This window comes from Corallococcus terminator (assembly GCF_003611635.1).
GTDB classification, from domain to species: domain Bacteria; phylum Myxococcota; class Myxococcia; order Myxococcales; family Myxococcaceae; genus Corallococcus; species Corallococcus terminator.
The window spans coordinates 1-24,497 of record NZ_RAVZ01000133.1 but is presented as its reverse complement, the minus strand read 5'-3'; the positions used below and the strand labels follow the sequence as shown (position 1 = coordinate 24,497).

20 protein-coding genes and 1 pseudogene are annotated in these 24,497 nt (G+C 69.0%); 3 read left to right on the top strand and 18 right to left on the bottom strand.

Annotated elements, in window-relative coordinates:
* The 3 genes and pseudogenes from D7V88_RS19945 to D7V88_RS19935 all read left to right on the top strand — a co-directional run.
* Positions 1 to 200 (top strand): annotated as a pseudogene (locus D7V88_RS19945) (hypothetical protein); the annotation flags it as partial.
* A gap of 7 nt (positions 201 to 207) precedes the next feature.
* Positions 208 to 2,139, top strand: coding sequence for a hypothetical protein (locus tag D7V88_RS19940; protein WP_120542239.1), 1,932 nt, complete (start codon positions 208 to 210; stop codon positions 2,137 to 2,139).
* Positions 2,136 to 4,259 carry a phage tail family protein gene (locus tag D7V88_RS19935; RefSeq protein ID WP_120542238.1) on the top strand — a complete coding sequence of 708 codons (2,124 nt, stop codon included), beginning with the start codon at positions 2,136 to 2,138 and terminating at the stop codon, positions 4,257 to 4,259. The genes D7V88_RS19940 and D7V88_RS19935 overlap by 4 nt, the downstream gene beginning before the upstream one ends.
* Before the next feature lie 9 nt (positions 4,260 to 4,268).
* On the opposite strand, the gene D7V88_RS19930 is transcribed toward D7V88_RS19935, so the two are convergent.
* The 18 genes from D7V88_RS19930 to D7V88_RS19845 form a co-directional block, all read right to left on the bottom strand.
* Positions 4,269 to 4,790: a hypothetical protein gene (locus tag D7V88_RS19930; RefSeq protein ID WP_244238267.1), complete on the bottom strand. Its 522-nt coding sequence runs from the start codon at positions 4,788 to 4,790 to the stop codon at positions 4,269 to 4,271.
* Positions 4,787 to 8,605: a type VI secretion IcmF C-terminal domain-containing protein gene (locus tag D7V88_RS19925; protein ID WP_120542237.1), complete on the bottom strand. Its 3,819-nt coding sequence runs from the start codon at positions 8,603 to 8,605 to the stop codon at positions 4,787 to 4,789. The genes D7V88_RS19930 and D7V88_RS19925 overlap by 4 nt, the downstream gene beginning before the upstream one ends.
* 2 nt (positions 8,606 to 8,607) lie before the next feature.
* Entirely contained in the window at positions 8,608 to 8,961 is a 354-nt protein-coding gene (locus D7V88_RS19920) for a hypothetical protein (protein WP_120542236.1), read from the bottom strand.
* Between the two features lie 8 nt (positions 8,962 to 8,969).
* On the bottom strand, positions 8,970 to 9,611 hold the full coding sequence (locus D7V88_RS19915) for a DotU family type IV/VI secretion system protein (RefSeq protein ID WP_120542235.1): 642 nt from the start codon (positions 9,609 to 9,611) through the stop codon (positions 8,970 to 8,972).
* 13 nt (positions 9,612 to 9,624) lie between these two features.
* Positions 9,625 to 11,271, bottom strand: a complete 1,647-nt coding sequence (locus D7V88_RS19910) for a type VI secretion system baseplate subunit TssF (RefSeq protein ID WP_120542234.1) — start codon at positions 11,269 to 11,271, stop codon at positions 9,625 to 9,627.
* A gap of 49 nt (positions 11,272 to 11,320) precedes the next feature.
* Positions 11,321 to 11,923: a hypothetical protein gene (locus D7V88_RS19905; protein WP_120542233.1), complete on the bottom strand. Its 603-nt coding sequence runs from the start codon at positions 11,921 to 11,923 to the stop codon at positions 11,321 to 11,323.
* Positions 11,924 to 11,948: 25 nt separating this feature from the next.
* Positions 11,949 to 13,613 (bottom strand): hypothetical protein, encoded by a 1,665-nt coding sequence (locus D7V88_RS19900; protein ID WP_120542232.1) that lies wholly within the window; start codon positions 13,611 to 13,613, stop codon positions 11,949 to 11,951.
* Entirely contained in the window at positions 13,613 to 14,002 is a 390-nt protein-coding gene (locus D7V88_RS19895; protein ID WP_120542231.1) for a GPW/gp25 family protein, read from the bottom strand. The genes D7V88_RS19900 and D7V88_RS19895 overlap by 1 nt, the downstream gene beginning before the upstream one ends.
* A 4-nt stretch (positions 14,003 to 14,006) precedes the next feature.
* Positions 14,007 to 15,257 (bottom strand): type VI secretion system baseplate subunit TssK, encoded by a 1,251-nt coding sequence (gene tssK, locus D7V88_RS19890; protein WP_120542230.1) that lies wholly within the window; start codon positions 15,255 to 15,257, stop codon positions 14,007 to 14,009.
* Between the two features lie 85 nt (positions 15,258 to 15,342).
* Positions 15,343 to 15,924: a hypothetical protein gene (locus tag D7V88_RS19885; protein ID WP_120542229.1), complete on the bottom strand. Its 582-nt coding sequence runs from the start codon at positions 15,922 to 15,924 to the stop codon at positions 15,343 to 15,345.
* A gap of 53 nt (positions 15,925 to 15,977) precedes the next feature.
* Positions 15,978 to 17,465: a type VI secretion system contractile sheath large subunit gene (gene tssC, locus D7V88_RS19880; protein WP_120542228.1), complete on the bottom strand. Its 1,488-nt coding sequence runs from the start codon at positions 17,463 to 17,465 to the stop codon at positions 15,978 to 15,980.
* Positions 17,466 to 17,503: 38 nt separating this feature from the next.
* On the bottom strand, positions 17,504 to 18,145 hold the full coding sequence (gene tssB / locus D7V88_RS19875; RefSeq protein ID WP_120542227.1) for a type VI secretion system contractile sheath small subunit: 642 nt from the start codon (positions 18,143 to 18,145) through the stop codon (positions 17,504 to 17,506).
* Positions 18,146 to 18,280: 135 nt separating this feature from the next.
* Complete coding sequence (locus D7V88_RS19870; protein ID WP_120542226.1) at positions 18,281 to 19,177, bottom strand: hypothetical protein; 897 nt, start codon at positions 19,175 to 19,177, stop codon at positions 18,281 to 18,283.
* 15 nt (positions 19,178 to 19,192) lie between these two features.
* Positions 19,193 to 20,257: a type VI secretion system protein IglI family protein gene (locus tag D7V88_RS19865; protein ID WP_120542225.1), complete on the bottom strand. Its 1,065-nt coding sequence runs from the start codon at positions 20,255 to 20,257 to the stop codon at positions 19,193 to 19,195.
* Complete coding sequence (locus D7V88_RS19860) at positions 20,250 to 20,636, bottom strand: DUF4280 domain-containing protein (RefSeq protein ID WP_120542224.1); 387 nt, start codon at positions 20,634 to 20,636, stop codon at positions 20,250 to 20,252. The genes D7V88_RS19865 and D7V88_RS19860 overlap by 8 nt, the downstream gene beginning before the upstream one ends.
* Before the next feature lie 12 nt (positions 20,637 to 20,648).
* A complete protein-coding gene (locus tag D7V88_RS19855) occupies positions 20,649 to 22,367 on the bottom strand; it encodes an acyl-CoA synthetase family protein (RefSeq protein ID WP_120542223.1) in 1,719 nt (572 codons plus the stop codon).
* A gap of 6 nt (positions 22,368 to 22,373) precedes the next feature.
* Positions 22,374 to 23,300, bottom strand: coding sequence for a hypothetical protein (locus tag D7V88_RS19850; protein WP_120542222.1), 927 nt, complete (start codon positions 23,298 to 23,300; stop codon positions 22,374 to 22,376).
* Between the two features lie 119 nt (positions 23,301 to 23,419).
* The coding region (locus D7V88_RS19845; RefSeq protein ID WP_147448784.1) for a cyclic nucleotide-binding domain-containing protein at positions 23,420 to 24,497 on the bottom strand (1,078 nt) is incomplete at its 5' end.

Below are 24,497 nucleotides of genomic sequence, written 5' to 3'. Positions count from 1 at the left end.
CCCCCACCCCGCCCCCCAGGGCCCAGGGTCCGGCGCCGCGCGACACGGAGCTGGCGTCCAGGGTGGAGGCGCTCACGCAGCAGGTGGCGGACCTGGAGCGCATGGTGGCGCAACAGGCCCGGGTGATGCGCGCGATGATGGATGCGCTGGAGGCCCGAGGTGCACTGACGCGCGAGGAGGTCCAGGCGAAGGCCCGGTAGAGACGCCATGGCGCCCCCCTTCCCGTTCCACGAAAAGCTGAAGCTGGAGCTGACCGTCACCGCGGGGGATCAGGCGTTCACGATCCCCGGCGGCCAGGTGCAGGCCTTCTCGCTGCGGATGGCGCCGTCCGGGTTCACCGGCTCGCTCACCTTCTGGACGTCGCTGGAGAAGGCGGACGCGAAGCTGTTCACCGCCTTCAGCAAGCCGGACCTCATCCGCATCCGGCTAGCCCTGTCCGGCGTGTACGACCCGCCGCCCGCGCCGCTGCTGGTGCAGGGCATCGTGACGGAGAAGAGCGTCAGCGGTTCGGCGCACGGCCTCAAGGACGGCGTCGCGGTGATGTTCCGCAAGTACACCGTGGAGTTCGCGGACCCCGCGCGCGTGCTCTGGAAGCAGCACCGCCCGGTGGAGCTGCACACCGGCAAGAAGGTGTCGGAGCTGTTGGATCTGCACAAGCCGGGCGGCCTGCTGCTCACCTACGACTGGGACGCGCTGGAGTCGAAGCTGGCGATGGTGTGCCTGGGCATCGGGGATGATCATCCGTCGGCCAGCTTCCATGACTTCGTCCTCTGGTTCGTGGACACGCGCGGCGGCGCGCTGACGTACGACAGCCCCAAGGACACGTACACGTTCTCCGCGAAGAAGCCGGCGACGGGCAAGGTCACCGCGCTCAGCCGCAAGCACGTGGAGCGCGTGGACGTGGAGCTGCCCCCGGTCATCCGGCACGGAACGCGCGTGCTCAACGGCTTCGGGGCCGCGCCGACCACGGTGGCCCTGCCCCAGGCGCAGGCGGTGGCGGGCGTCAGTCACGACATGCTGGTGCGCACACCCATCGCCGCGGAGGCTGAAAAGCGCCAGTCGCTGGAGAAGGAGCGCCTGCGCCTGCGCAAGCGGCGCCTGCGGCTGACGTTCCTGGACGTGCCCCCCATCGCGCTGCACCCGGGGGCGCTGCTCAAGCTGGACGGGCCGCTCTGGAGTCCGGACCTCACCGGCCTGAACGAGGACCTGCGCATCCGCGAGCTGTCCTTCGACGGCGTGGGGCGCCAGGCCGGTCCGCATGACGGGCAGCAGGAGGCGATGGCGGGCTACGAAGTCACCCTGTCCGTGCTCCTGGAGCAGAAGTCGGATCCGGTGCCGGAGCTGCCCGCGTACCGGCCCCCGCACTACCCCATCTACGTCGAGGGCAAGGTGCACAGCCCCGGCGGCGAGGCGAACGACCGCATCTACCTCCAGGTGGATGATCCGAAGACGTCGGTGACGAACTACCGCGTGACGGTGCCGCTGTGGAACAAGACGGTGAGCGTGCCGGCGGAGCCCGGCCTGTTCCCGGGCACGTTCTACTTCCCCCCGTACAAGAACGAGCGCGCGCTGGTGGCGCTGCACTTCGATCACGCGGCCCTGCACCGCTATCTGGACTGGGGCGAGGGCGTGCGCATGCCCCAGGACAGCCAGGGCGATCAGCTTCTCTTCGGAAAGAACGGCAAGAACCAGACGGCGATGACGCACGACTACCAGGACGCCAAGCCGGTGTGGAACCTGGGGCGGGTGAACTCGAACGACACGGAGATCATCCGCATCTCCGAGGGCCGGCTCCTCATCCAGACGAAGGAGGAGCCCGGCGGCGCCGCGACCACGCCCACCTACGACGTGACGCCGCAGGTGGAGACCGCGAAGGGAGACCTCACCTCCGGCGTGGAGGGCGCGGTGGGCGAGACGACGGCCGCCTACACGGCCTCCACCGCCGCGGTGAACGCCAAGCTCAACGCGGCGTCGGAAGAGACGGGCGCGGCCCTCGCCGCCGCGGAGGCCAAGGTGAAGGACCAGGCCGCCGAATCCCGCACGAAGCTGACGGGCGCGCTCAACGGCCTGGATGGACAGACGGGCGCGCTCTCCGGGGCCGCCACCGAAGCCAAGGCCGCGCTGGGGGCCCTGAAATGAACGAGCTGCGCGCCGCCGTCGCGAAGCACAAGACCACCGTGCAGGGCTTCGGCTCGGGCGTGACGCCGCGCCTCACCACCGCGAAGGGCGAGGTAGAGGCCCTGGCGCAGGGCGTGCTGACGCTCGTCGCCACGCTGCGCCCGACAGTGGACGGCACCGTCGGCAAGCTGCTCACGCAGGTCAACGCGGTGAACGTGAAGGTGCTGGACCCCTCCTCCCGCTTCCAGGCGCTGGCCACGGAGGTGCAGGGCTACCAGCAGGCGCTGACAGCGTCGGGCACGAAGGCCCGCACGTCCGTGGAGTCGCTGGGCAAGGAAGCGGCGGCGAAGAGCCAGGGGTTCGAGTCCCAGGCGAAGGCCTCCGCCGAATCGTCCCAGGGCCAGCTCACCGCGCTCCAGCAACAGGTGGCCCAGCGCTGCGACGCGGACAAGAAGTCCTTCGACGCGAAGCTGAACGCGCGCAAGGGCTCCAAGGCGGACACGGAGGCCCGCCGCGCGCAGGGCCACGCGCTCGTCGACCAGACGAAGGCGCAGCTCACCCAGGACCTCCAGGGCGTGGGGACGACGCTCGCGGCGGCGCTCGCGGCGGTGCTGGTGCGGCTGGCCACCTCACGCGACGCGGCGACGGGGCGGAGCACGCAGCTCACCGGCACGCTGGACGGAGCCATCAACGACCCGGTGCGCGCGCTGACCGCGCTGCATCAGGAGATCGTCGGCGCGAGCAAGACGACGCAGCAGGCGCACCAGCAGCAGCAGACCGCGCTGCAGACGCAGCAGAAGTCGCTCGTGGCCCGGGTGAAGGCGGCGGCGACGGCGGCGGCCGGCATCGTGGATCCGGTGGACACCCAGGTGGCACCGTCTCTCACCGCGGGCAAGACGCAGGCGGCTGGGACGCTGGAGACGCTGGGCAAGACGGTGGCGGGCCAGGTGGCCACCGTGGCCGCGCAGTTGGAGGCGATGGAGAAGCTCATCGACCAGGTGCAGAAGCGCATCGAGGCGGCCATCACCCAGGTGAGCACCACCATCGACAGCCTCGTGCAGGGCACGCTCACGGCGGTGGAGACGCTGAAGGCGCCGCTGAAGCAGACCCTGGACGCGGCCTTCACGACGCTGGACACGCTGGTGGCCAGCATCAGCGCACTCAAGCAGCAGGTGATGGCGCTGTTCGACCTGCTGCCCCAGAAGCTGGAGCAGTTGCAGACGCTCTTCCAGCAGCTCGTGGGCTCCCTGGAGGCCCTGCTGGAGCGCGCCCTGGGCCTGCTGGACGCCATCCCCGCGGCGGACCTGCCCAAGCCGCTGGTGAACCCGGCGGTGCAGGGCATCAGCCAGGTGGTGAAGCAGATCACCACGCAGTTGGGGACCATTTCCTCCCAGGTGGGCACCCAGCTCCAGACGGTGCAGCAGACCATCGTCTCGCAGGTGGACACGGTGCAGACGCAGGCGCAGACGCAGATCGACACGGCCACGAACCAGGTCGTGACGCAGATGGGCACGCTGACCCAGTCCGTGCTCCAGGGCATCGAACAGGCCACGGCCCAGGTGGCGCAGGTGATCGCCACGGGCGTGACGCAGATCAACACCGCGCGCGATCAGGGCGTGCAGCAGATCAAGGCGATGCAGCAGCAGGTGGCCGCGCAGGTGAAGCCCCTGGACACGCAGATCCCCGAGCGCCTCAAGGCCCTGGACACCCAGGTGGGCACCGGCATCGACGCGGCCGTCCAGGCGATGAAGACGACGCGGACGGCGGCGGAGGGTCAGGTGACGTCCGCGAAGGGCCAACTGGACACGCACCTGGGCGCGACGAACACGTCGGTGGCGGCCGCGCTGAAGTCCCTGGAGACGGCCCGCGCCAGCGCGGAGACGACGATCGCGGGCCAGGTGGACAAGGCCCTGGCGGCCTTCAAGCAGCGGGCGGAGGCCCTGAAGACGGGCGCGCAGACGCAGGTGGACGCCGTCACGACCAACGCCACCGCGTCGAAGCCGCAACTGCTCTCCCCTCTGGACGCGATTGGCACCCAGCTCCAGGCCGGCGCCTTCGCGAAGCCGGTCACCGCGGTGAACGGCCGCGTGACGGCGGCGCTCCAGGCGCTGGGCCCGAAGCTGGACGCGCTCGCCACCTGACGAAGCGGGCTACAGCGGGGACGCGAGCGACGTCGGAGGCTCGGGAGCCTTCGGCGCGGCGGGCGCCTTGGGCGGCGCGGGGACTTCAGGCGCCGTCGGCGCGGACTCCTGGGTGGACATCTGCCGGGGCAGGTCCGTGCGGATGCGGCTCTCCTGGAGCTCGATGTCCACCGTCCTGGGCACCGGCACATCCAGCAGGGCCTGCCAGGCGCCATTGGGCGTGGTGAACAGGAAGCTCACCGCCACGGCCTGCTCCGGAGGCAGGGGGATCTTCACCTGCTTCGTGCGGCTCGGGTAGATGACCACCGTCTGCAACACGGAGTCATCCGGGCTGATGACCTTGGCCGCGACGTCCGCGTAGCCCTCCGTCATCGTCGTCTTCGACACGGTGCGGATCAGCATGTACAGCGGCCGGCCCTGGTTGGTGCCCGCCGGGGCCTTGATGTTCACCGTCAGGCTGGGGGACGCGCAACTGCCGCCCACCACCGCCGCGACGAGGCCCGCCGCCAGACGAATCCCCCTGCCCTTCATGGCACCACCCCACGGAATGGCGACCACGGCTCACCACGCAGACCGAAGCTGATCTCCAACACCTTCTCGTTCGCCGCCAGCCCGCGCCCCGGAAGCACCCACACCACGTTCTGCTGATCCGTCAGCGTCGCGGACTCCAGCAGGCGGAAGCAGTTCCACGACGACTCGGACATCTCCATGGAGCGGTAGCGCTTGCCCTCGCGCGCGGGCGAACGCAGCTCCACGCCAATGGACGACGGCTGCGGGCTCCACCAGCTCAGCGGGAAGTCACCCCACGCCGGGCGCTGGTTGAACCCGAACGACGAGGCCCCGCCGCACTTCAGGTAGGACAGCGTCACGAAGCTGTCCGGCGTGGGCGCCGTGGGCAGCGGCAACGGCCGCACCTGCATGTTGATGGTCCGGGCCTTGCCTTCGTCGTCCCACAAGAGCCGCGACAGGCGCCCCAACTGGCCCAGCGACGTCAGCATGCGCGGCGGCAGGAGCATCCGCGACTTCAACGGCCAGCGCAGCGACCAGTCCGTGCCGCGCTCCTCCACCACCGGCGACAGCACCTGGGTGACGAACTGCCAGAAGGCGCCGTCCTTGCGGCGCAGCACCTCCAGCTCCACCGGGTCCACTTCCTGCGACGCGCTGGGGTTGAAGGGGTAGCGCCTGACGAGCGGCTCCAGCGTGCGCCGGCCCTGGTACGCCCACTGCTCCGCGATGACGCGCTCCAGCTCCGCGCGGCCCCGGTTGCGCACAACGACGAAGGGCTGGCGGAACGGCAGCCGGAACTCGCCCACCAGGCCGTGCTGATCCAGCCACGCATCCACCCGGCGCAGGTACGAATCCTCGTCCTCCATCAACATGCTCAGCGCCACGCGCCCCACCGGCGACAGCATCTCCGCCAACTGCGAGCCCCCCGCCGCCGTCGTCGAAGCCGGGGCCCCCGGCGCGGCGCCCTCCTTGGGCGTGGCGGGCTTCATCGGCGCGGGCTTCACCCCGGACAGCTCCTGCTGGAGCTGCGACACCAGCGTGGTGTAGGCCGCCAGCTCCGTGAGGGCGCCACCCTTGTCCGGCGTCATCAACTGCACCACCGGCTTGAACGGCGCCACCGCGTCGCGCATCGGGGCGTAGTACTCGCTGTCCAGCGGGCCCACGCTCGCGCGGGCCGCCACGTCGCGCAGCATCGCCTCCAGCGCGGACGACGGCTGGAGCAGCATCGCCAGGTCGGTGGTCAGCGCGCCCCGGGACGTGCGGAAGCGGTAGCCCCGGTAGCTGGCGTAGAGATCCTGGCCGTAGCGCTTCGCGAACGTCTGCACCTTGTTCTGCACGAAGGTGGAGCGCTCCACGGCCTCTTCGCGCGACAGGTTCGACTTGGCCAGCCGTTCGGTGAACTCGTCCACCAGCGGGCTCAACTGCGCGTCGAAGGCGGCCTTGCCCAGGACCTTGCCCACCACCGGGAGCTGCCCGCTGGCGAACTCCGTGTCGTCGTCCCCTGCCCCTTCGGAGGCGACCTCGGAGGCCACCTCGCCCGTGCCCTGGTTGAACGTCTGGCCCATGAACGGCGAGCGGCCCGTCTCCTTCAGGTAGCGCAGGACCTTGTCCAGGAGCTGCTTCGACACGTCCACCGGACGGAACACGTAGTCGCGCTTGAGCACCTCCACGGAATAGCGCGCGTCGCCGTCGCTGGGGGCGAAGAGGCCGTCCGCGCGGGTGAGCAGCTCCGCGGGGGTCATCCGCTCGGCGGCGCGCAGCGCGGTGTCCGCCTCGTCCTCCATGCGCAGGATGGCCTCCAGCGTCTGGCGGTTCGCGCGCATCCAGTCCAGCGAGTCCAGCAGGCTGCCCACGCCCTTCAACTGGCTGGCGTCCGGCTCCGCGTCGGACGCGTTGATGAGGTCCATCACCTGCCGGGCGGACCTGTAGGGCGTGCTGCGCTCCAGCGACGCCCGCAGGTGCTCCCGCTCATCGCGCAGCGCGTACCACCGGGGAAGATCCAACTCCTTCGCCTCCAGGACGGCCTGGAGGTTCATGAAGTGTTCGCGCCAGGGCCCCAGCAGGCCGTCCATCGTCAGCCAGACGAAGGGCCAGCGGGTCCACGGCACGTTCTCGTCGAAGGGCTTGTCGCTGGCGATGACGTAGTTGGCGATCATCGGCTCCGCCAGGCCCATGGACTCCAGCCAGGCGTTCTCCGGATCCGCGTTGGTCAGGCTCAGCCCGAAGGCCTCCGCCGTCCAGTCCAGCTTCTTCTTGTGCGTCCCGTGCACGCTGCGCAGCACGAACCGGCCCAGGTCCTCGTTGCGCGACGCGTAGAGGATGCCGAGCGTGAACAGCGCCTGCTCGGGACGACACAGCGTCTCCTGGTGGCAGTTCTCGGTCTCCGTCCCCTGGGCCAGGGGCGTGGCGCGCGTCGCGCGGGCGTTGAACGTGGGCGCGGGCTGGCAGCCGGGGACCCTCGCCGCGCACCGCCGGCACTGGTCCTGACACCGCTCCAGCATCGGCTTGAGGTAGGACATCCGGATGCTGCGCGCGAGCCGGGCCCGCAGCTCCGCCCACTCGTCGGTGAAGCTGTGCGTCAGGGGCGGCCAGTAGCGCGTGGCGCCCCAGAGGGCCTCCATCGCCTTCACGGCTTCGTTCGTCTGGCTCTCCACCACGGAGCCGGAGACGCTCTGGTTGCGCTCCTCCAGCCGCTGCACGGTGACCTGGAACGAGTCCAGCCGGGCCTGCGCGACCAGGAGCAGCCGGTAGAAGTGCGCATAGGCCAGCAGGACGGGCAGGCACCCCACCGCGACGATGGCCGCGCACCGCTTCAGGTGCGTCCACCGGTAGCGCGCGATCAGTTGATCCGCCGGCTGATCCGCATGCACCGCCAGCGCGCCCGGTGCCCGCTCGTCCGCCACGCGCGACGACAGGTACACGCGCTCAAGCTTCAGCGGGAACACCAGCGAGCCGCTCTCCACCAACGTGGACACGAAGCGCGCGAGCACCGCGAACGCTTCGCCGCCGCGCGAATAGAACGACGCCAGCCGTTCGAAGGCCTCCGGCGACAGCGTGGTGAGACCCAGCGCCAGGTACTTCTCCAGCGGTTGCAGCGCGTGCGACAGCTCCTCTTCCCTGCCCGGAGGTGGCACCGCCAGCTCCAACGGCACGCCGTGCTTGCGCAAGAGCTGCGCGAAGTCCGTGAAGCCCTCCAGCGAGTCCATGTGCGTCAGCGACAGCCGCGTCTCCACGGACGCCTGGCACACCTCCGCCAGCAGGTTCACCTTGCCGCGAAGCAACTGGGTGATGCGCTTCACCTCATCCGGCGACTTGTCCAGCAGCCACCGCACGTCCAGGGCGATGACGATCCGGCCCACGTGCCGGCGGCCGAAGCTGGCCTTCCACAGCCGGCGCAGGGCAGCGCGGGCGTAGCGGGAGTCGTCCTCCAGCACGGGCGCGGACACCTCCTGCACCACGACGTCCGGCCCCAGGTAGATCTGGAGCAACGGATCATCCGTGAGGCTGGGCATGAACTGGCGCGCCTGGCGCTTCCAGTCCACCTCCGTGCTGATGAGCTCCGACTTGCCACTGCCCGCGGGCCCCAGCACCACCAGCGTGGGGAAGTCCCGCACGGAGGCGCGGTAGCGCCACGGCAGCTTGCTCAGGAACTTCTTCCGGATGGCCAGCAGTTGGCCCGACGCCAGCGGCTTCTGCCCGCCCGCGAGCGCCGAGGGCTGCTGCCGCTTGCGCCACCAGAACCACGCGCCCGCACCGATGGCGACAAGCACCACCACGATGCCCAACGCGAGCACCCAATGGGCCTTCAAGGCCGCCAGGAGTGACTGGAGCGCGCCCACGGTCAGCCGCTTCCCCGTCCACCGGAGCGCGCACCCAACTGCAGCGCCTCCAGTACGTCTTCGGCCTCTTCCAGCGCGGCGGTCGCCCTGGCGCGCAGCTTCTGCTGCTCCTGGGGCGACGGCAGCATCGCGTCTCCGGGCGGATCCAGCGAGAGCAGCACCTGTCGCACGTCATGCAGGAGCGGCTGCACGCCTTCGCGCCACGAGCCCAGCTCCGCGTCCACCCGCTGCGACAACACCTCCAGGAGCGCCACCGGCTTTGGCGCGGGGGGCGTGGGCGCGATAGGCGTGCCCGGTCGGCGGGACGGGCCGTCCGCCTCCAGGCTCGCGACCGGCACGCGACCGTCCCGCGTCATGATGGGCTTCAATTGGAAGCCCACCACAGGAGCACGGGCAACCCCAGCACGATGGCGGCCGTCACCGCGTAGTAGCGCACCGGGAAGTCATAGACGGTGGGCGGGCCCATGGGCACGACGGGCGCGGGCTGCATCAACGACGTGGGCTGCGGGATGCGTTCGGAGATGCGGTCCTTGAACTCACGGATCCGCTCGGGCTGCCCCACGAGGCGGCCGGTGAATCCAGCGGCAAGGCAGAAGCGGATCATTTCAAAGACGATGGGCGGCGTGTCGTTGCGACGCAACTTCTCTTCCACGAAGTCGTAGAAGAGGTCCCCCCCCGAGTCGACCTGGAACAGGTTCTGCTGCAGGAGCGGCCAGAGATGTTGCTCCGCGTCCGACAGCCGGCGCAGCACCCATTCATCCAGGAAGTAGGCGAAGGGGCGGATCAGATCCTCCACCTCGTCCGGACGCAGGTCCTCTCCGAAGGCCGCGCGCAGACGCTCCAGTTCCACGAGCAGCGCCTGCTCCAGGTGGCCCAGCGCTTCCTGCCCCACCCTTCCCTGCGGACGGCGCGCGCCGGGGGCGGGCTCGGCGGGCAGCGCCCGATCGAGGAGCTGGCGTACGCGTCGCTGCGCGGCCAGGAGGGAATTCCAATGCTCCAGTTTCATGGTTGGTTGAGTGCTACGTCGGAAGCTGCAGCGGTCCCAGTCCCGCCACGGAGGCCCTCAATTCAACCGAGGCCTCGTTGTTCCAAGCATCAAGCAGGTCCCGCAGCTGCTCAAGAAAGCAGATGACGACAGGCTCGAAGCTCAAGTCGAACGGCTCCATGACGGCCTCGTAGGCGTGGCGGATCCCCGAGCCCTTCATGGCGCTGTCGGGCACCACACTGAACTTCAACTCCTTGAGCCAGGGAAGGACTCGGCGGAACGGGCTCTCCGCGGGGGTCCCGAGGTGACCCAACAGGGCGACCACCTCGTCCCGACCCAGGGTGGCCTTCGCCTTCCATGCGAGGAATTGCGTCAGGGCCTCCACGTCATCCCGTAGCACGCTGTCGCGGTGGGGTTGCAGGCTGCCCACCGTCTGCCATTTCAGCCCTTCGATGTGCCGGCCCGGCACCGACACCTCCACCCTGCCCGCCGCCTGCGAGGAGAACTGCGGCTGGTGCCACAGCGCCTCCAGGACGATCTTCCGGGGCGCGGTGAACGCCTCCGGCATGCGCACGATGAGGCTCTGCCGGGACGTGAGCTTCTCGTCGAAGGTCTCATCCACTTCGTAGCTGGGGCCCTTGCCGGGCAGGAACGCCGGGCGCAGCGGCGACAACCCGGCCTTGGTCATCTCGAAGACGCCCGTCACCGAGTGCAGGCTGAACTCACGCCCCGCGCTCATGCTCAGGATGGGGTGCTCCGCGCGCGTGCCGTCGGCGACGACCACCTGCGCGGGCTCCGCCTTGAGGTTCACCACCGGCACGGTGAAGAGCTGGAAGAAGTCCGGGTGCAGCGACTTGCCCACCGTCCAGTCCTTGTCCAGGTCCAGGCAGAGGCAGAACTTCATCCAGGAGCTGGCGCGCGGCGGCGGCACCTTCACGTGCACGAAGAGCTGCTGCTCCGGGAACTGGAAGAAGGCGCGCAGCCGCTGGAACGGGTGCGCGTAGACGGAGCCGTCGTCCGGCGCGGGAGGGTCGCGGTTGAAGGACACCTCGCAGGGGCTGCCCACGGAGTGCTCGTCCGCGGACTCGTCGTACACCACGCTCACCTGCTGGATGTGCCTGCGCAGCGCGTGGAACACCGCCAGCGACGAGCGGTACTCGTCCAGGTGGCGCACGTGCAGGCTCAGCACGTCGATGGCGTCCTTGCGCGCGAAGCGGGACTCGAAGCGGAGGATCAGCCGGTGGCCGCTTCTCACCTGGGGCACCACGTCCGTGGACTTGAGGACGATGGGCAGCACGCGCAGGTCGCGCTGGAGGCGGAAGGAGCCCGCCACCCCTTCGGCGGGCGTCAGGCGCAGTTCGGTGCCCCGGGTGAGGAGCACCGGCTCCACCATCTTGTCCGTGGGCACGGCCTGCGCCATGGCGGCGGCGGGCACGGGCTCCAGCAGGAAGTCGAAGAAGCCCGCGAACAGCCGGCGCCAGGTGGAGCGCAGGTTGTGCAGCGTGGCGTGCCGCGTCTGCACGGAGAAGAACGCCATGGCCTCGATGAGGCGGCGCACGTCCGGGTCTTCGCGGTCCAACGGGGCGGCGGGATGTCGCTCCTGGAAGCGCTGCCGGAAGCGCTCCAGCCCGTCCAGCTCCGACAAGAAATCGAGGTAGATCTTCTCCGAGAAATCCTTCACCGCCCGCTCTCCCGCCGTACGTCAGTCAAAAAGGAATCCGTGCATCGCGTCAGCCCAGCTTCACCAGCGCGCCGCCCACGCTGGTGATGGAGCCCTTGAGGTTGGCCATGCCGCTGGCCTCCAGGTCGAGCTTCCCGGTGGCGGTCACCTTGGTCATCGCCCCGGACATCTCCGCCGTCGTCTTGCCGGCGAGCTTCAGCGTCACGCCGTCCACCTTCGCCTCGCCGCCGGACGTCACCATCTCCGCGCCCATGTTGCCCTTCATGGCCAGCTTGGACGTCGCCTCGATGTTCACGTTGGCGCTGGAGGACAGCTTCGCGTCGCTGGTGGCCGTCTGGGTCAGCTTCGCGCTGGTGTTGAAGGTCATGTCCTTCGTGCTTTTCACCGTCAGCGTGTCCTGGCTGGTCCACTGCGACACGCCCTTGGACTTCATCGTGATGGTGTCGGTGTCGAACGTCAGGTCCTTCACCGTGACGACGATGCTGTCCTGCTTCTGCACGTAGGTGCTCGTCTCCTGGGGGCCCTTCACCGTGATGGTGATGCTGGTGCCATCCATCACCACGGTCTGGGTGATTTGATCGTCCGCGTTGTCGACCTGGACGGTGATGCCCTTCACCTTGTCCAGCTCAATCTTGCAAACCAGCGTTCCCATCAGTCCTCCCCGTCCGCGGAGCAGTTCACGCGGGTTCTTCCTTCACCAGGATGAGCAGCGTGCCTTCCTTCAGTTCGATCTTCTCCGTGTCGGTGTCGTTCGTGCGCATGAGCCGGAGCACCGGCTTGTTGTCGTCGTAGAAGTGGCGCATGGAGGTGCCATTCTCCGTCGTCTTGCCCACGAGCAGGTGCACGCCCTGCCCGTCCGACGGCAGCCGTGCGCCCGCGCGCCAGTCCAGGTGGCGCTTGAGCCACGCGCGCTGGAAGTCCAGCGCCACCAATACACGCGCGCCCTTGTAGGCCGGGAAGTAGAAGTGCCCGGGCAGCAGGCTCGCGTTGAAAGGCACCTTGATGAGCTGGTTGGCGAAGAGCGGCATCTTCACCTGGTAGCTGTCCAGGGACGTGACGTCGTCGGTGTACGCCTGCCACGTCTCGTCCTTCTGCTCGCCCACTTCGCTGACGATGAGCCCTTCGACGAAGCGCGGGTACACCGGCGTCACGAACGCGGGCAGGTCCACGTGCAGCTCGTCCTTGCGCTCCAGCCGCGTGGTGAACGTGAAGAGGAAGCGGCTCTCCGGCTTGGGGCGGCGCGTCTCCTCCCCGTCCCCTTCCCCGTCGGTGTCCTCCACGGGCAGCGGCTCCGCCCTGAGCATCATCCGGCGCACCCGGAAGGTGTCCGTGCCGGGCACGCCCGACGCCACCCACCCGGCCGTCTGGGGCAGCTTCACCAGCGCGCCGGGCGCGAACGCCACCGCGGGGAAGCGGTTCCAGTCCAGGTCCACTTCCAGCCCGCGCACCTTGAGGCGCGCCGTCTCCAGCGTCACCCGCTTCTGCACGTCGTCCGCGATGTCCGTGCGCAACAGCACGTCCTGGCGGACGCCGGTGACGGCCTGGGCGTTGGTGATGGCCTGGTTCTTCGGGCTCTCCGCGGCGGCGTTGAGGATGGCCACGTCGTGGCGCACCACCTCCGGGAACACCACCGTGACGGTGTCCACGTCCTCCGCGCGCAGGTTGAGCGGCGTGCCGGCGGCGTCCTTCTTCGCCCGGAGCTGGTAGCCCTGCGCGGTGTAGTCGTACGCGAGCACGCCGTTGCGCGCGTTCACGAACCAGACGACGAAGTCGTAGAAGCTGGCCCCCGACTCCGGGGACAATCCCAAGAAAAGCAGCGGACACGTGGCCGCGAGCTCCGCGTCCCAGTCGTTCGCGAGGGCGATCTTGTCGCCCTTGTGCGCGTCCAGCACGTCCTGCACGGTCTTCTTCGTGTAGAGCGCGCACGGGAAGTGCTGCGTCCACAACAGCCGCGCCGGGTCCACGAAGCGCACGGTGTAGTGCCGGTAGGTGATGGCCGCGCCCTTCGCCTGGGCGACGGTCTCCTCCGCCAGGGCCTTGTCCAGCCCCAGCCCCTTCACCTTGAGCGACGTGTACGTGGGCTTCGTCGCCGTGTCGGAGTGCACCGCCTTGAGCTCCAGCGCCACCTCCACCAGGTCCGGCTTGAGGAAGTCCGCGAGCACCTTGTCCTGCTTCTGCCCGCCGTGCGCCGTCTCGTCGAGGACGCGGAACTCCACCCGGCCCTCGTGCCCCCATCCGTGCAGGTCCAGTTCGAACGCGAGGATGTCCGCCGGGGCGATGGCGTGCGCCGTGCCCGCGATGGTGAGCGTGAGGCTCAAATCCAACCGTTCGGCGTGGGCCATCAGGTCTCCTCCACGTGCACGCGCACCTGGCCGGTGATGGAGTGGAAGACGAGCCGCAGGTGGCACGGCACGTCGTCGAAGGTGCCCTTGCAGTCGAAGTGCAGCCACAGCCCGCTGTCGCGGCCGCGCAGCTTCACCTCCGCGCCTGAGAGGCGCGGCTCGTGTTGGGTGATCTCCTGCTGGATTTCCGCGGTGAGTGCCTCCACCAGCTCGCGCGTGCCCAGCTTCTCCGTGTACCCGCCCAGGCCGAAGTCGTGCATGAAGAAGCCGTAGCCCTTCTTCGTGTTGAGCACGGCCTCGATGTTGCGCATCACGTGCTCCAGGCTGTCCCGGACCTTGGGCTTCTGCGAGCGGGACGCGAACTTGTCCAGGAAGGGTGCGCGCGCCATGGCGTCAGCTCCTCCGCCAGAACAGCGACGTCTGGGCACCCTTGAGCGCCGACGTCACGTAGAAGGCCACGCCGTCCTCGCGCAGCGCGTGCTGCCACTCCTCCCCCTTGCCCAGCAGGTACCAGTCGATTTCGGGCCCCAGCGCGTGCGGGAACGACGGGTACGGCACGTGGGTGTAGGGCACGCCCTTCAAGGCCTGACGGCGCACCAGCGGCAGCCGCGAGGGGCTGGCCAGCTTCACGCCGTCCATGGGCGTGCGCTCCCCCGGCTTGGTGCGCTGCACGAGCAGGTACGCTTCGCTCGCGGCGCTCACTTCCGGCGGCAAGGGAGAGCAGACGTACTGTCCGTCCTTCACCTGGAAGGCCTTGTGCGTGGAGCGCGTGGCCTCTGGCTGGAAGCTGCGGGTGAGCAGGCGGATCCACCCGCCCAGGCCCTGGGCCAGGTCCTCGTGCTGGTACACCGGCATCTGGTCGTCCGGGAGCATCTCCAGGTAGCAGCACGCCTCGAAGTACAGCCGGCGAAGCCCGTCGAACAGGTGGTACGGGTGCACGTACACCTGCCGGAACATGTCCTTGCGCAGCGCGAGCAGGCGGTGCACTTCGAACAGCGCCCGGCGCGCGTTGGTGAGCCGGTCCGAGCGCAGGTACGTGTCCGAGATGTGCGTGAGCAACTGCTGGCGCACCTGGTCGAGCAGGTCATCCAGCGTGTTGAGCAGCTTCTCCAGGAAGGGATTGGGGCCCACGAGCAGGAGCGCGGGCACCCAGTCCGGCGACGTGCGCCACGCGCCGTCCTCGTCCTGGGACACGGCCGCCAGCCCGAAGGACGCCACCGCCCCGTCCATCACCGGCTCCGACGACAGTTGCAGCTTGCTGAGCACGCGCTGGAGCACCGGCGGATCATCCGCGTACAGGCGGATGCCCTCCGCGCTGACGGTCTCCTTCAGCACGTGCAGGTAGATGATGAACTCCGACTTGCCGATGGCGTCCAGCGACAGGGGCGCGATGACGGCGTTGCCGGGGACATCCAGCAGCTCCCCCGTCTTGGTGACGACGGTGAGCGCGGAGATGGACAGGCTGCCGCCGAGCAGGAGCGATTCGTTCCACGCAAGGTACGCGACGCCGTGGGACGGCAACCCGGACAGATGGGCATGGACGCGGATCTCGGCGTCCAGCGCATCCTCTTGCGCGATGAAGTGCTCGGGGAGGAGGGTCTGGCCGACGTGCCAGCGGACCCGTGCGAGCTTGTACCGCTGCATGCGCCTTGTTCTCTTCTTTCGCGCCAGCAAGGCCGGGAGCGAGGGTGCTCCCGGCCCGGGCGCGACTTGTTACCGGTACTGGATGCTAGCTGGCCGTCTCCGTGACGCCCCACTTCTTGGCCAACTTCTTCGTCGAAGACGTGGCCAGGTTCAGCGACTGCTCCAGCGCCTGCGGCTTCACGCCGATGTTGAACGTGTAGTTCTTGGGCGACTGCACTTCGCGGGACTCGTTGTCCGCGACGGACATGTTCAGCTCATCGCCGTTCTTCTCGAGCAGGCCCTTGATCTCCGCGTCGAGGAAGTTCGACTTGAAGTACTTCTTGCCGAGCGGGTCGTACTCGTAGACCACGTACTTCACGACGACTTCGATGTTGCTGAACTTGCCCAGCAGCATCTCCGCCACGGCCTGCTTGTTGGCGACCGACACCTGGCCGGAGAAGTACATCGCGTCCGTGACGCCCGTGTCCCACTGGTAGTGGTTGAGCACCGCGACGACCTTGTCCGCGATGACCGCGTCCGGGTTCTCCGGATCCTTGATGGTCTCCTGGTCGGCCTTCAGCGCCACGCCACCGATGGTGAGCGCGGTGATGTAGCCAACCGAGGTCTGCTTGTCCTTCTTGAAGTTGAAGCCCTGATACACGTCCAGGCTGCGCAAAAACTGGGGCATCTGTCACTCCAGGGTGAAGGGCAGGCTCTCACCTGCCCCAATGGGGGTGCGGCTTAACCGAGCCGCGACTCAAGCATCAGCTCCACGTTGAGGCCTTCGAACTGGATGTGCGGCAGCACCGCCAGCTTGCAGTCGTACCAGCCGATTTCGCCGGGGCGCGGGTACACGATGACGCTGCTCGCCTTGAACGGGAAGCGGCGCACGGTCAGGTCGTCCGGGTTCGCCACGGTGGTGACGTAGTTGGACAGCCACGAGTCCAACTGGCGCTGGATGTAGTCCGCATCGGCCGTGTTGCCGATGTTGTCGCGCATGATGCACTTCACGTAGTGCGCGAGCCGCGTGATGGAGAACGTGTAGGCCAGGTTGGTGACGAGCTGCGAGTTCTCCGAGTCCTTGGGGTCCTTGAACGTCTTGGCGACCTTGGCGGACTGGGTGCTGAAGAACGTCGCGTCGCTGGAACCCTTCCGGTACACGAGCGGGATGAAGCCCGAGCGCGCGAATTCGTACTCGCGGTAGTCCGGGATCGCGATCTCCACGGGGGCCTTGATCTCGTCCTGGCCGCGCAGGGTGAACGTGTCCACCGGGAGGCCGGAGATGAGACCGCCGCCCTTGGGGCCGCGGATGGACTGGCACCAGCCGGAGATCTCGAACGCCTTCACCATGTTGCGCGCGAGCAGGATGGCCGAGTTGCCCCAGAGGTACTTCTCCGACTCACCGCGCGCCGTCTCCGTGAAGTTGAGGACGTCGCAGGGGTTCTTGTCCGGGTGCCAGGGCAGGCGCAGCACGTAGCGCGGGAAGGTCAGGCCCACGTAGGCGGCCTCCTCCGTCTCACGGAACGCGTTCCAGCGGCCGAACCGGGGGTGCGCGAGCACGCCCTCCAGGTTCTTGATGGCCTCCATCTCCTCGATGGTCTCGCAGCCGAAGAACGTGTGGCTGACGGCGGAGATGAACGGGGCGTGCGCCGCGTTGGACACCTTCGCCATGCGCTGCAGCCAGGTCAGGTCCGCGGGCGTGGAGGAGAAGTCGTAGAGGCCGACGATGGCGCCGAAGGGACGGCCGCCGTACTGGTCGTACTCCTGGATGTAGACCTTGTCGAAGAGCGCACCGGCGAAGATGTTGCTCGAGTTGTTCTCGAAGTCCTCCGCCAGTTCCTCCTTCGCCACGTCCAGCACGTCAATGGCGATGTTCGCCTTGAAGTTGGTGTGGTTGACCAGGTCCTCCAGGCCGCGCCACGACGACTCCATCTTCTGGAAGGTCTCGTTGTGGATGATCTCGTTCATCTGCGCGTCGATCATGCGGTCGATGCGGCTGATGACGTCCAGCACCTGCCCCTTGTCGAAGCGGGTGGTGGTGTCCGGTCCTTCCACCGGCGCGACGTTCTGGAGCAGCGCGGCGACGCTGGAGAGGAAACGGCTCTCCAGGGTGACCTGCTGCTCGTCGACGACGGCGCCGAAGTTGCTGAGGATCATCGGCTCGGACGACTGGGGCGGATCCAGTCGAACGCTGGTGAACAGGCGCTTCAGGTACGTGGTCTCGGCCATGGCGGAGTCCTTTTAGAAGTCGGAGGGAGGAAGGAGGATCAGGACGCGGCCGGAGGCTTGGCCCCGGCGGCGACGGTGGCGGCGACGGCGGCGGTCGCGGCGGCGGCCCCCGTGGGCTTGCCCGCGGCGGGAGCGGCGGCGGACGCATCCGCCGGCTTCGCGGAGGTCTCACCGGAAGGCAGGCGCATGCTCTCGTAGCCCTTCAGCTCGTTGAGCAGTTCCTTGAGCGCCTCCGGCTTGGAGAACAGCTCGTAGAGTTCGCGGCGCAGGTCCTTGCGGTTGTCGATGTTGGACTGCATCTCCACCAGGAGCGTCTTGAGCAGCAGCAGCGCCTTGAGCTTCGGCACGTGCTTGACGACTTCGTCCGGGTGGAAGGACTTCATCCCGTCCACGGGCAACTGGACGTTCAGCTCCGACTCCACATCCGGGTTGATGCGGTTGGGGACCTGGAAGCTGGCGGACATCTTCATGTCCTTCATCAGCTCATCCAGGTTCTTCCCGTCGATGGAGCGAAGGCGGCGCGTCTCCAGGTCGTTCTTGCGGTCTTCCGAGGACCCCAGCGAGAAGTCGCCCATCACCAGCAGGCGCAACGGCAGGTTCACCGTCTCCTGCTCTCCGTTGATGGTGGTGCGGTACGTGAGGGTGATGCGGGATTTGGGAAGCAGGTCCTGAATGGCCACGGTGACTCCCTGACATTCGCAGTGCGTTTCCTTCCCCCCGTACTACTGGAACCGCTCCGGGAGTACGCCCTGCTTGTGAACAATTCCAGCCTAGGCGCGATCAGGAAACCCCGTCAACCAAGCGACATCACAGGTCTACCGGGGTTCAGATGATCGCAATTGAGCGGTGTCCCCCGAGAACAGGAGGACCTCCTGGGTCTGTTCCGGACCGCCAACCAGCGGCTCGTAACCCAGGTGGCTGCCCTTCTGGAGCCTCGCGTGGCTGGACTGATCACGCAGCGCGAGGATGACCGCCAGCGCGAGCGGCGTCTCCGCGAGGCTCGGGAAGATGCGGGTGTTGAGGCGCCGTCGGGCCTCCACGGCCCAGGGGATGCCGGCGCCGGAGAGGGGCTCGTCGAGGAACAGCCGCACCTCCACGCCGCCCGTCGGCACGGTGGCGAAGCCGCCCACGGCGCTGCCATCCCCGAGCGCGGCGGCGCCCAGGCGGATGCCCTTGGATTCGATGCGCTGGCGGCGCGTTTCGCGGCGCACCACCACCTCCGCCTCCGGGAACACCTTGGCGAAGAGCCAGTGCAGGCTGCTGGGGCACGCGAGCCGCAACAGGCGCAGGCGGTGGGCGGTGGAGTGCTCCCAACCCGGCAGCAGGGATTCGTCGCGATCCGGGAACTGCCCCGCGAAGCGAGTCCGCAGCAGCAGGTGGTCGAAGTAACCCAGGAAGTCAGCCATCACATCGTGTTCCAGCCGGTCCATGGCCTGGAAGAGGAAGGACGGCAGCGGCGTCTGGACACTGAGCAGGCCCAGGTTGACGGTGATCACCACGCGCTTGCGCGGCTGGCGGGTGAACTCGATGGCGTGCACCAGGTGCTGCTGGTGCAGGGTGCTGCGGTGGCTGCGGAACTCCACCTCCGCGTCGCCGTAGCCTTCCTTGGCGAGCAGATCCAACAGCGCGGGCACGTCGAAGCTGCGGATGCGCTCGCTGATGCGCTCCTCGACGGTGAGCTTGCGGCCCGGCTGTTCGCGCTCCGCTTCCATGGGGGGAGACAGACGCTATTCCTCGTAGCCGGGGTTGCGCGCCTGGCGCGGCGGGGAGACGAGGAACGCGTCCAGGTCCACGCGGTAGAGCTGATCCAGGGCGCGGAAGCCCAGGGTTTCAGTGCCGTGCAGCATCGGTTCGATGGCGTCCGCGTGCTGGCTCAGGCCGTTGAAGAAGCCGGAGAAGAGCATGGGCAGGTAGACGCGCGGATCAAAGCGCTCCACGGTGGCGAGCACGTCCACGGCGATGACGCTCGCCTTCACGAAGTCCTCCTTCGCCACCAGCGCTTCGAAGGCGGACAGCTTGCGCACCAGTTGAGCGAGCGCGGGCGACATGGGCAGGGTCGGCCCCGCATCCGCGTCCGGGGCGGCGGCGCGGCGGGCCCTGGCGACGGGGCGGGCCTCCTCCTCGTCGTCGCCGTCATCCTCGTCGTCGTCCTCTTCCTCGTCCGGGGCGAGGGCGAGCGCCTTCGCCTGGGGATCCTCGGGCGGAGGCAGGTACGGCACGCCCTGGGCGTGGGAGCGCAGGGTGCCGAGCAGCGTGCGGAAGGGGTCCACGCAGGCGCTCTTGGGCAGCGCGCCCAGGGCGCCGATGAGCGGGTCGCCCATCCGCAAAGCCTCGTCAATGGGTTCGCGATTGCCGGCGGCGTTCCACGCCTGCCATTGCGCGTCCTTGAGGCGCGTGTGGTGCTCCAATGTCTTGCTCATCATCTTGAGCAACCAGCGCAGGCCGGTGTCCACGAAGATGGGCTTCTTGCCCGGGGGGCCGAAGGCGTCCCAGTTCTCCGTGAGGCTGCGCGACAGGGAGCGGAACAGGACGGGCAGTGCCTTCATGCCGTCCGCCACGAAGTGGCCGAAGAGGTACGGCCCCAAGAGGCGCACGTCGCGCACGCCTGAGCGCAGCAGCGCTTCGGCCGCGCGGGCCGCGTCCGCGTAGGAGCCCTTGGCGACGAGGCCGGTGATGGCCTCCATGCGCGGATCCGGCCCTTCCGTCTCATCGATGGGCACGGGCGTGCCGGTGAAGGGCGCGTCGAGCAGCGTGAAGTCGACGGCTTCGATTGCCAGCGCCGCGTCACCCATCGATGGCCACCATCTGTCCGGGGGAGACGACCTGGATGACGCCGCCGTAGCTGCACATGCACTTGGAGTTGCTCTCCAGCGCCGGCATGTTGCCGATGAGCACCTTGGGGCACCCGGGCACCCAGGGCGCTGCGGTGGCGGGGATGCAGGGCATGGGGGTGAGGACGCCCAGGGCCGCCGCGGTGGCCGCGGCCACCATGGGGTTCGCCAGGGACGAGCACATGCCGAAGGGCAGCACGTTCATGAACGGCTTGTTGTCCATGATGTTCGCCGCGGGGGTCGTGGCCATCACCTTGTTCGTGGGAAGCACCATCAGCGACGAGGGCGCCACCCCGAAGCTGCATTGCAGCATCGCGCCCATCACGACCTGGACACCCATGTCCTGCCCCTTTCAGCCTGTTGACGACGGGTCATCTTCGCCCGGGTTGCCCGCGCTTTCCAGCAGCCGTCCCCGCAGCGCGGTGAGGGCCTGGAACATCGGGTCCGTCGATTTGCGGTGCAGCGCGCCGGTGAAGAACTGCGAGGCGCACCACGCGTCGTCGACGGCGCCCTTCTTGCGGTGTGGAAAGAGCGGGAAGAACTCGATCCGGTCGGGGAGGAAGTCCCCACCCAGCAGCATTTCGATGCGTCGCTTGATCTCCTGCTCGCCCTCCGGGGGAGCGGGTTCATGGCCGGTGAAGGCCAGGAGGATGAAGCGCGACTGGCTGGCGAGCCCCCCGGTGGACACCGGCACCACGCTGGTCCCCATGAGGAAGGGCAGGCCCTCCAGCGCGGCCGTCACCTCCTTCGCCGGGTAGGTGCGGCCATCGTGCCGGAAGCCCTGCGTGCCGCCGTAGTGGTAGCGCGAGCGGATCCGCGCGAGCAGCACGTGGCCGGCAGGACGGCCCTTGTCGGGCAGGAGCGTGAAGACGCCCACGTCCGTCGGGGCGCCCTGCCCGCTCTGGTTCGGGTCCTTCAGCGTCCACGCGCGGCCCGGGACGGGGAAGACGTCCGTGTGCACGTCCGCGTGCGGATCATTCACCCCGCGCGACGACACGAGCACCGCGCCGCCGGCCGCCGCGTCGATGAGGATGTTGGAGGACGGCACGGCCTGGAGGCCGCACTGCTTCACCCACGTGCGCCACGCCTGCGCGTCGTAGGGCTCCTCCGGGTTGCGGAACCAGTGCAGCACGTTGCGCATCGCCCCGACGCGGTGCTTGACCAGGAGGTCGCGCAGGCGCGGCGTCACGCCCAGGGCGCGCAGCGGGGCCTCCAGGAGGGGTGCCGGGTTGTGCTCCAGGTCCGCCATGTCCAGGTGCAGGTAGGTGGCGCCCCGGAGCAGCGTGGCGAAGAGCAGGGCCGGCAGGTGCTGGAGCACCGGGAAGTCCGGCGCCGCGAGCACGTCCCCCGGCGCGAGCCCGAAGGTGAGCATCCCGTCGCCCAGCGCGCCCTTCCAGGCGTCCTCGGCGGTGAGGGGCACGGGGGTGTGCGGCGGCTCCACCAGCGGAGAGAAGAGCAGCCCCACCACGTCCCCGGGCTTGTACGTGTGCGAGGTGAAGCCGGGCGCTCCCCCACCCCGGCTCTTGAGCAGGAGCTTCTCGTGGCCCCGGAGGATGGGGAGCTGGTGCGGCTCCGCGGCGATGAAGTCCGGCGTCAGGGCCTCCAGCCGGGTGGCCATGGCGCGCGGGCCCAGGGGTGGCAGGAGCGTGAAGCAGCCACCCAGCCGCAGCGTGGCCAGCAGCGACACGAGCAGTTCCTGGCCCACGCCGTACACCAGGCACACCTTCGCGCCCGGCTCGACGCCCTGCTCCACCCACTCGCTGGCGCGGCGCGCGGCCAGGTCGTGCAGGGTGCGGAAGCCCACGTTCTGCCAGCCCTGGATGCGCGCGTGGGTGCGGAACGCGGGGCGCTCCAGGCCCACGTGGCGCACCACCAGGTCGTGGAAGAAGTCGTACTGCTGGCCCGGGCGGCTCTTGGGAGGAGGCACGCCCCGGCCCGCGTGGGCCTCCGAGAGCGCGGTGGCGAACCCTTCCGGGTCCTCCCAGCTCTCCTGCCACCACGGCGGCGCGCCGCCTTCGTGCGCGAAGCCCGCGTCCAGTTGCCGGAGGATGTCCTTCACGTCGAAAGGCATGGGTGTCTAGCGCGAGGGAAAGTCGAAGCCGACCTTCACCATGAAGCGGACCTTGGAGCGCATCGAGCTGCTTTCCGGCGCGGGCGCGCTCTGCGGTCGCGAGTCCATGCGCCGGAGCGTCTGCTGCGGCCCGCGTTCGATGGACGTCGGGACGACGGCGCGCACCAGCGGGTGACGGGACTGGAGCGGCGGCACGTGCATGTCCACGTCCCGGCCGAAGAGCCACGCGCCGCAGCGCCAGAGCAGATCATGGCGCTTCGTGAGGAGCGTCCAGAAGCGATCCCTCACCTCCGTGGCCTCGAAGAGCAGCGGCGAGGATTCGTGCTCGCGCGCCTCCCCCGGGGACGCGAGCAGGGCGCGCAGTTGCTCCGCGACGCGCTCCACCTCGTCCACGTCCTCGGGCGTCACCGGAGAGCGGCCCGTCAGCTTCGCCTCGTTGCGCCGGAACAGCGCCACGAGTCCCAGGCAGTCCCCCACCACGTCGCGGTGGCCCTCGCCCCGGCTGGCTTCCACGTCGGCGGGGGTGAGGAAGGCGGCTTCCGCGAGCGCCTCGGCGGTCTTGAGCAGCTTGCGGCGCAGGTGCTGGGCCCGCTCGAAGAGGGCTCCGAAGGCGCTGGCACGCATGTCGCGCTGCACCTGCAACGCGGCCCACGCGAGGCCCTGGGCGAGCAGTGGCAGTTCGCGCAGGTGCTCCACGTTCACGCCCGGCAGCGTGGCCACCTCCGCTTCGTGGGCCAGCACGCTGTCCACGCCGCGCTTCGTGTTGTGGAAGGAGAGCGCGATGTTGGAGCGGCACTCCTCCACGGCACCTTCGAGCGCGCGGGCCTGGGCAAGGAAGACGTCGTAGCCGGGTTGCGAGCCGATGGCTTCCAGCTCCGCGATATCGTCGGGCCCAAGTCCCGCTATCGCGTGCGGCGCCCCGCCTCCAGCCATGCCGGTGAGGATAGCGGGCGCTCCTGGGGGCCACAACCCGCTGTCCTGCCCCATCGCCCGGTCGGTGCTCGGGGAGAGGGACGCGAGGCAGACCCGTGGGGTCGGGTTGCTTGACGCCGTCAGACGAGGATGAGGTCGTCCTCGTCGTCTTCGCGCGGAAGACCGGCGGCGTCCGTCGCGGCGTCCAGCAGGCGCTGGGTGCGGCGCAGGCGCTCATCGCTCAGGTCCGAGACGAGCATCAGGACCTGCGGGTGGCTGGAGATGAGCGAGTCGAAGTCCTCGCGCGGCAGGCGCAGGAGCGTGGTGTGGCGCGCGGCCTCCACCGTGGCCGTGGCCGGCGTCTTTTGGAGCAGGGAGATCTCTCCGAAGAGGTCCCCTTCCTTCAGGCGCGACAGCACGTGGCCGTTCTTGAGCACGTCCACCTCGCCGGAGAGCACGACGTAGAGGCCGTCGGTCGCGTCGCCCTCGCGGATGATGACGTCGCCGCGCTCCACGTCGCGGGCGCGGAAGCGCTCCACCAGGCCCCGCCGGTCCTTGCGGTTGAAGGGGCGGAACAGCGCGGAGCCGTTCATCACGTTGGTGAGCAGGCGCTCGCGGCAGAACTTCTTGAGGGCCTGGGCCACGGGCGGATGGCTGTGGGAGAGCGTGGCCAGCACCGACGCGGAGATCTCCAGCACCTGCGTGTCGTCGGACGCGGACTCCACGGACGCGGCGCGCGGTGCGCCGGACAAGAGCGCCATCTCTCCGAAGAAGGCACCGCCCTCCAGCGTGGCCAGGTCCTGACGGTGGCCGTTGTCCTCGCGGAAGACGCGCACGCTGCCTTCGCAGATGACGTAGAAGGCGGCGCCGTGGCTGCCCTGCGCGAGGATGCGCTCGCCGGGCCCGAAGCGGCGCAGCGGGCAGCGCTCGAAGAGCTGGATGAACGCCTCTCGCGGCAGGTCGGAGAAGAGCGGGATGGACGGCAGCGCGTCCCAGCTTCCGGCGGCGGGGCCGGCTTCCTCGGTCAGGTCGTAGACGGGCTCCTCCTCCGGTGCGCCGTCGGCGACCCCGCGCTGGGCAGCGAGTTCCACCGCGTGCAGCAGCGAGTCCGCTTCAATCTCCAGCTCCGTGAAGCTGGAGACGCGCAGGGACGCGCGCCAGGGCTCGGGAGCACCGGCCGTGGTGGATACGACCGTGGCGCCCGCGGCGGGCGTGGGG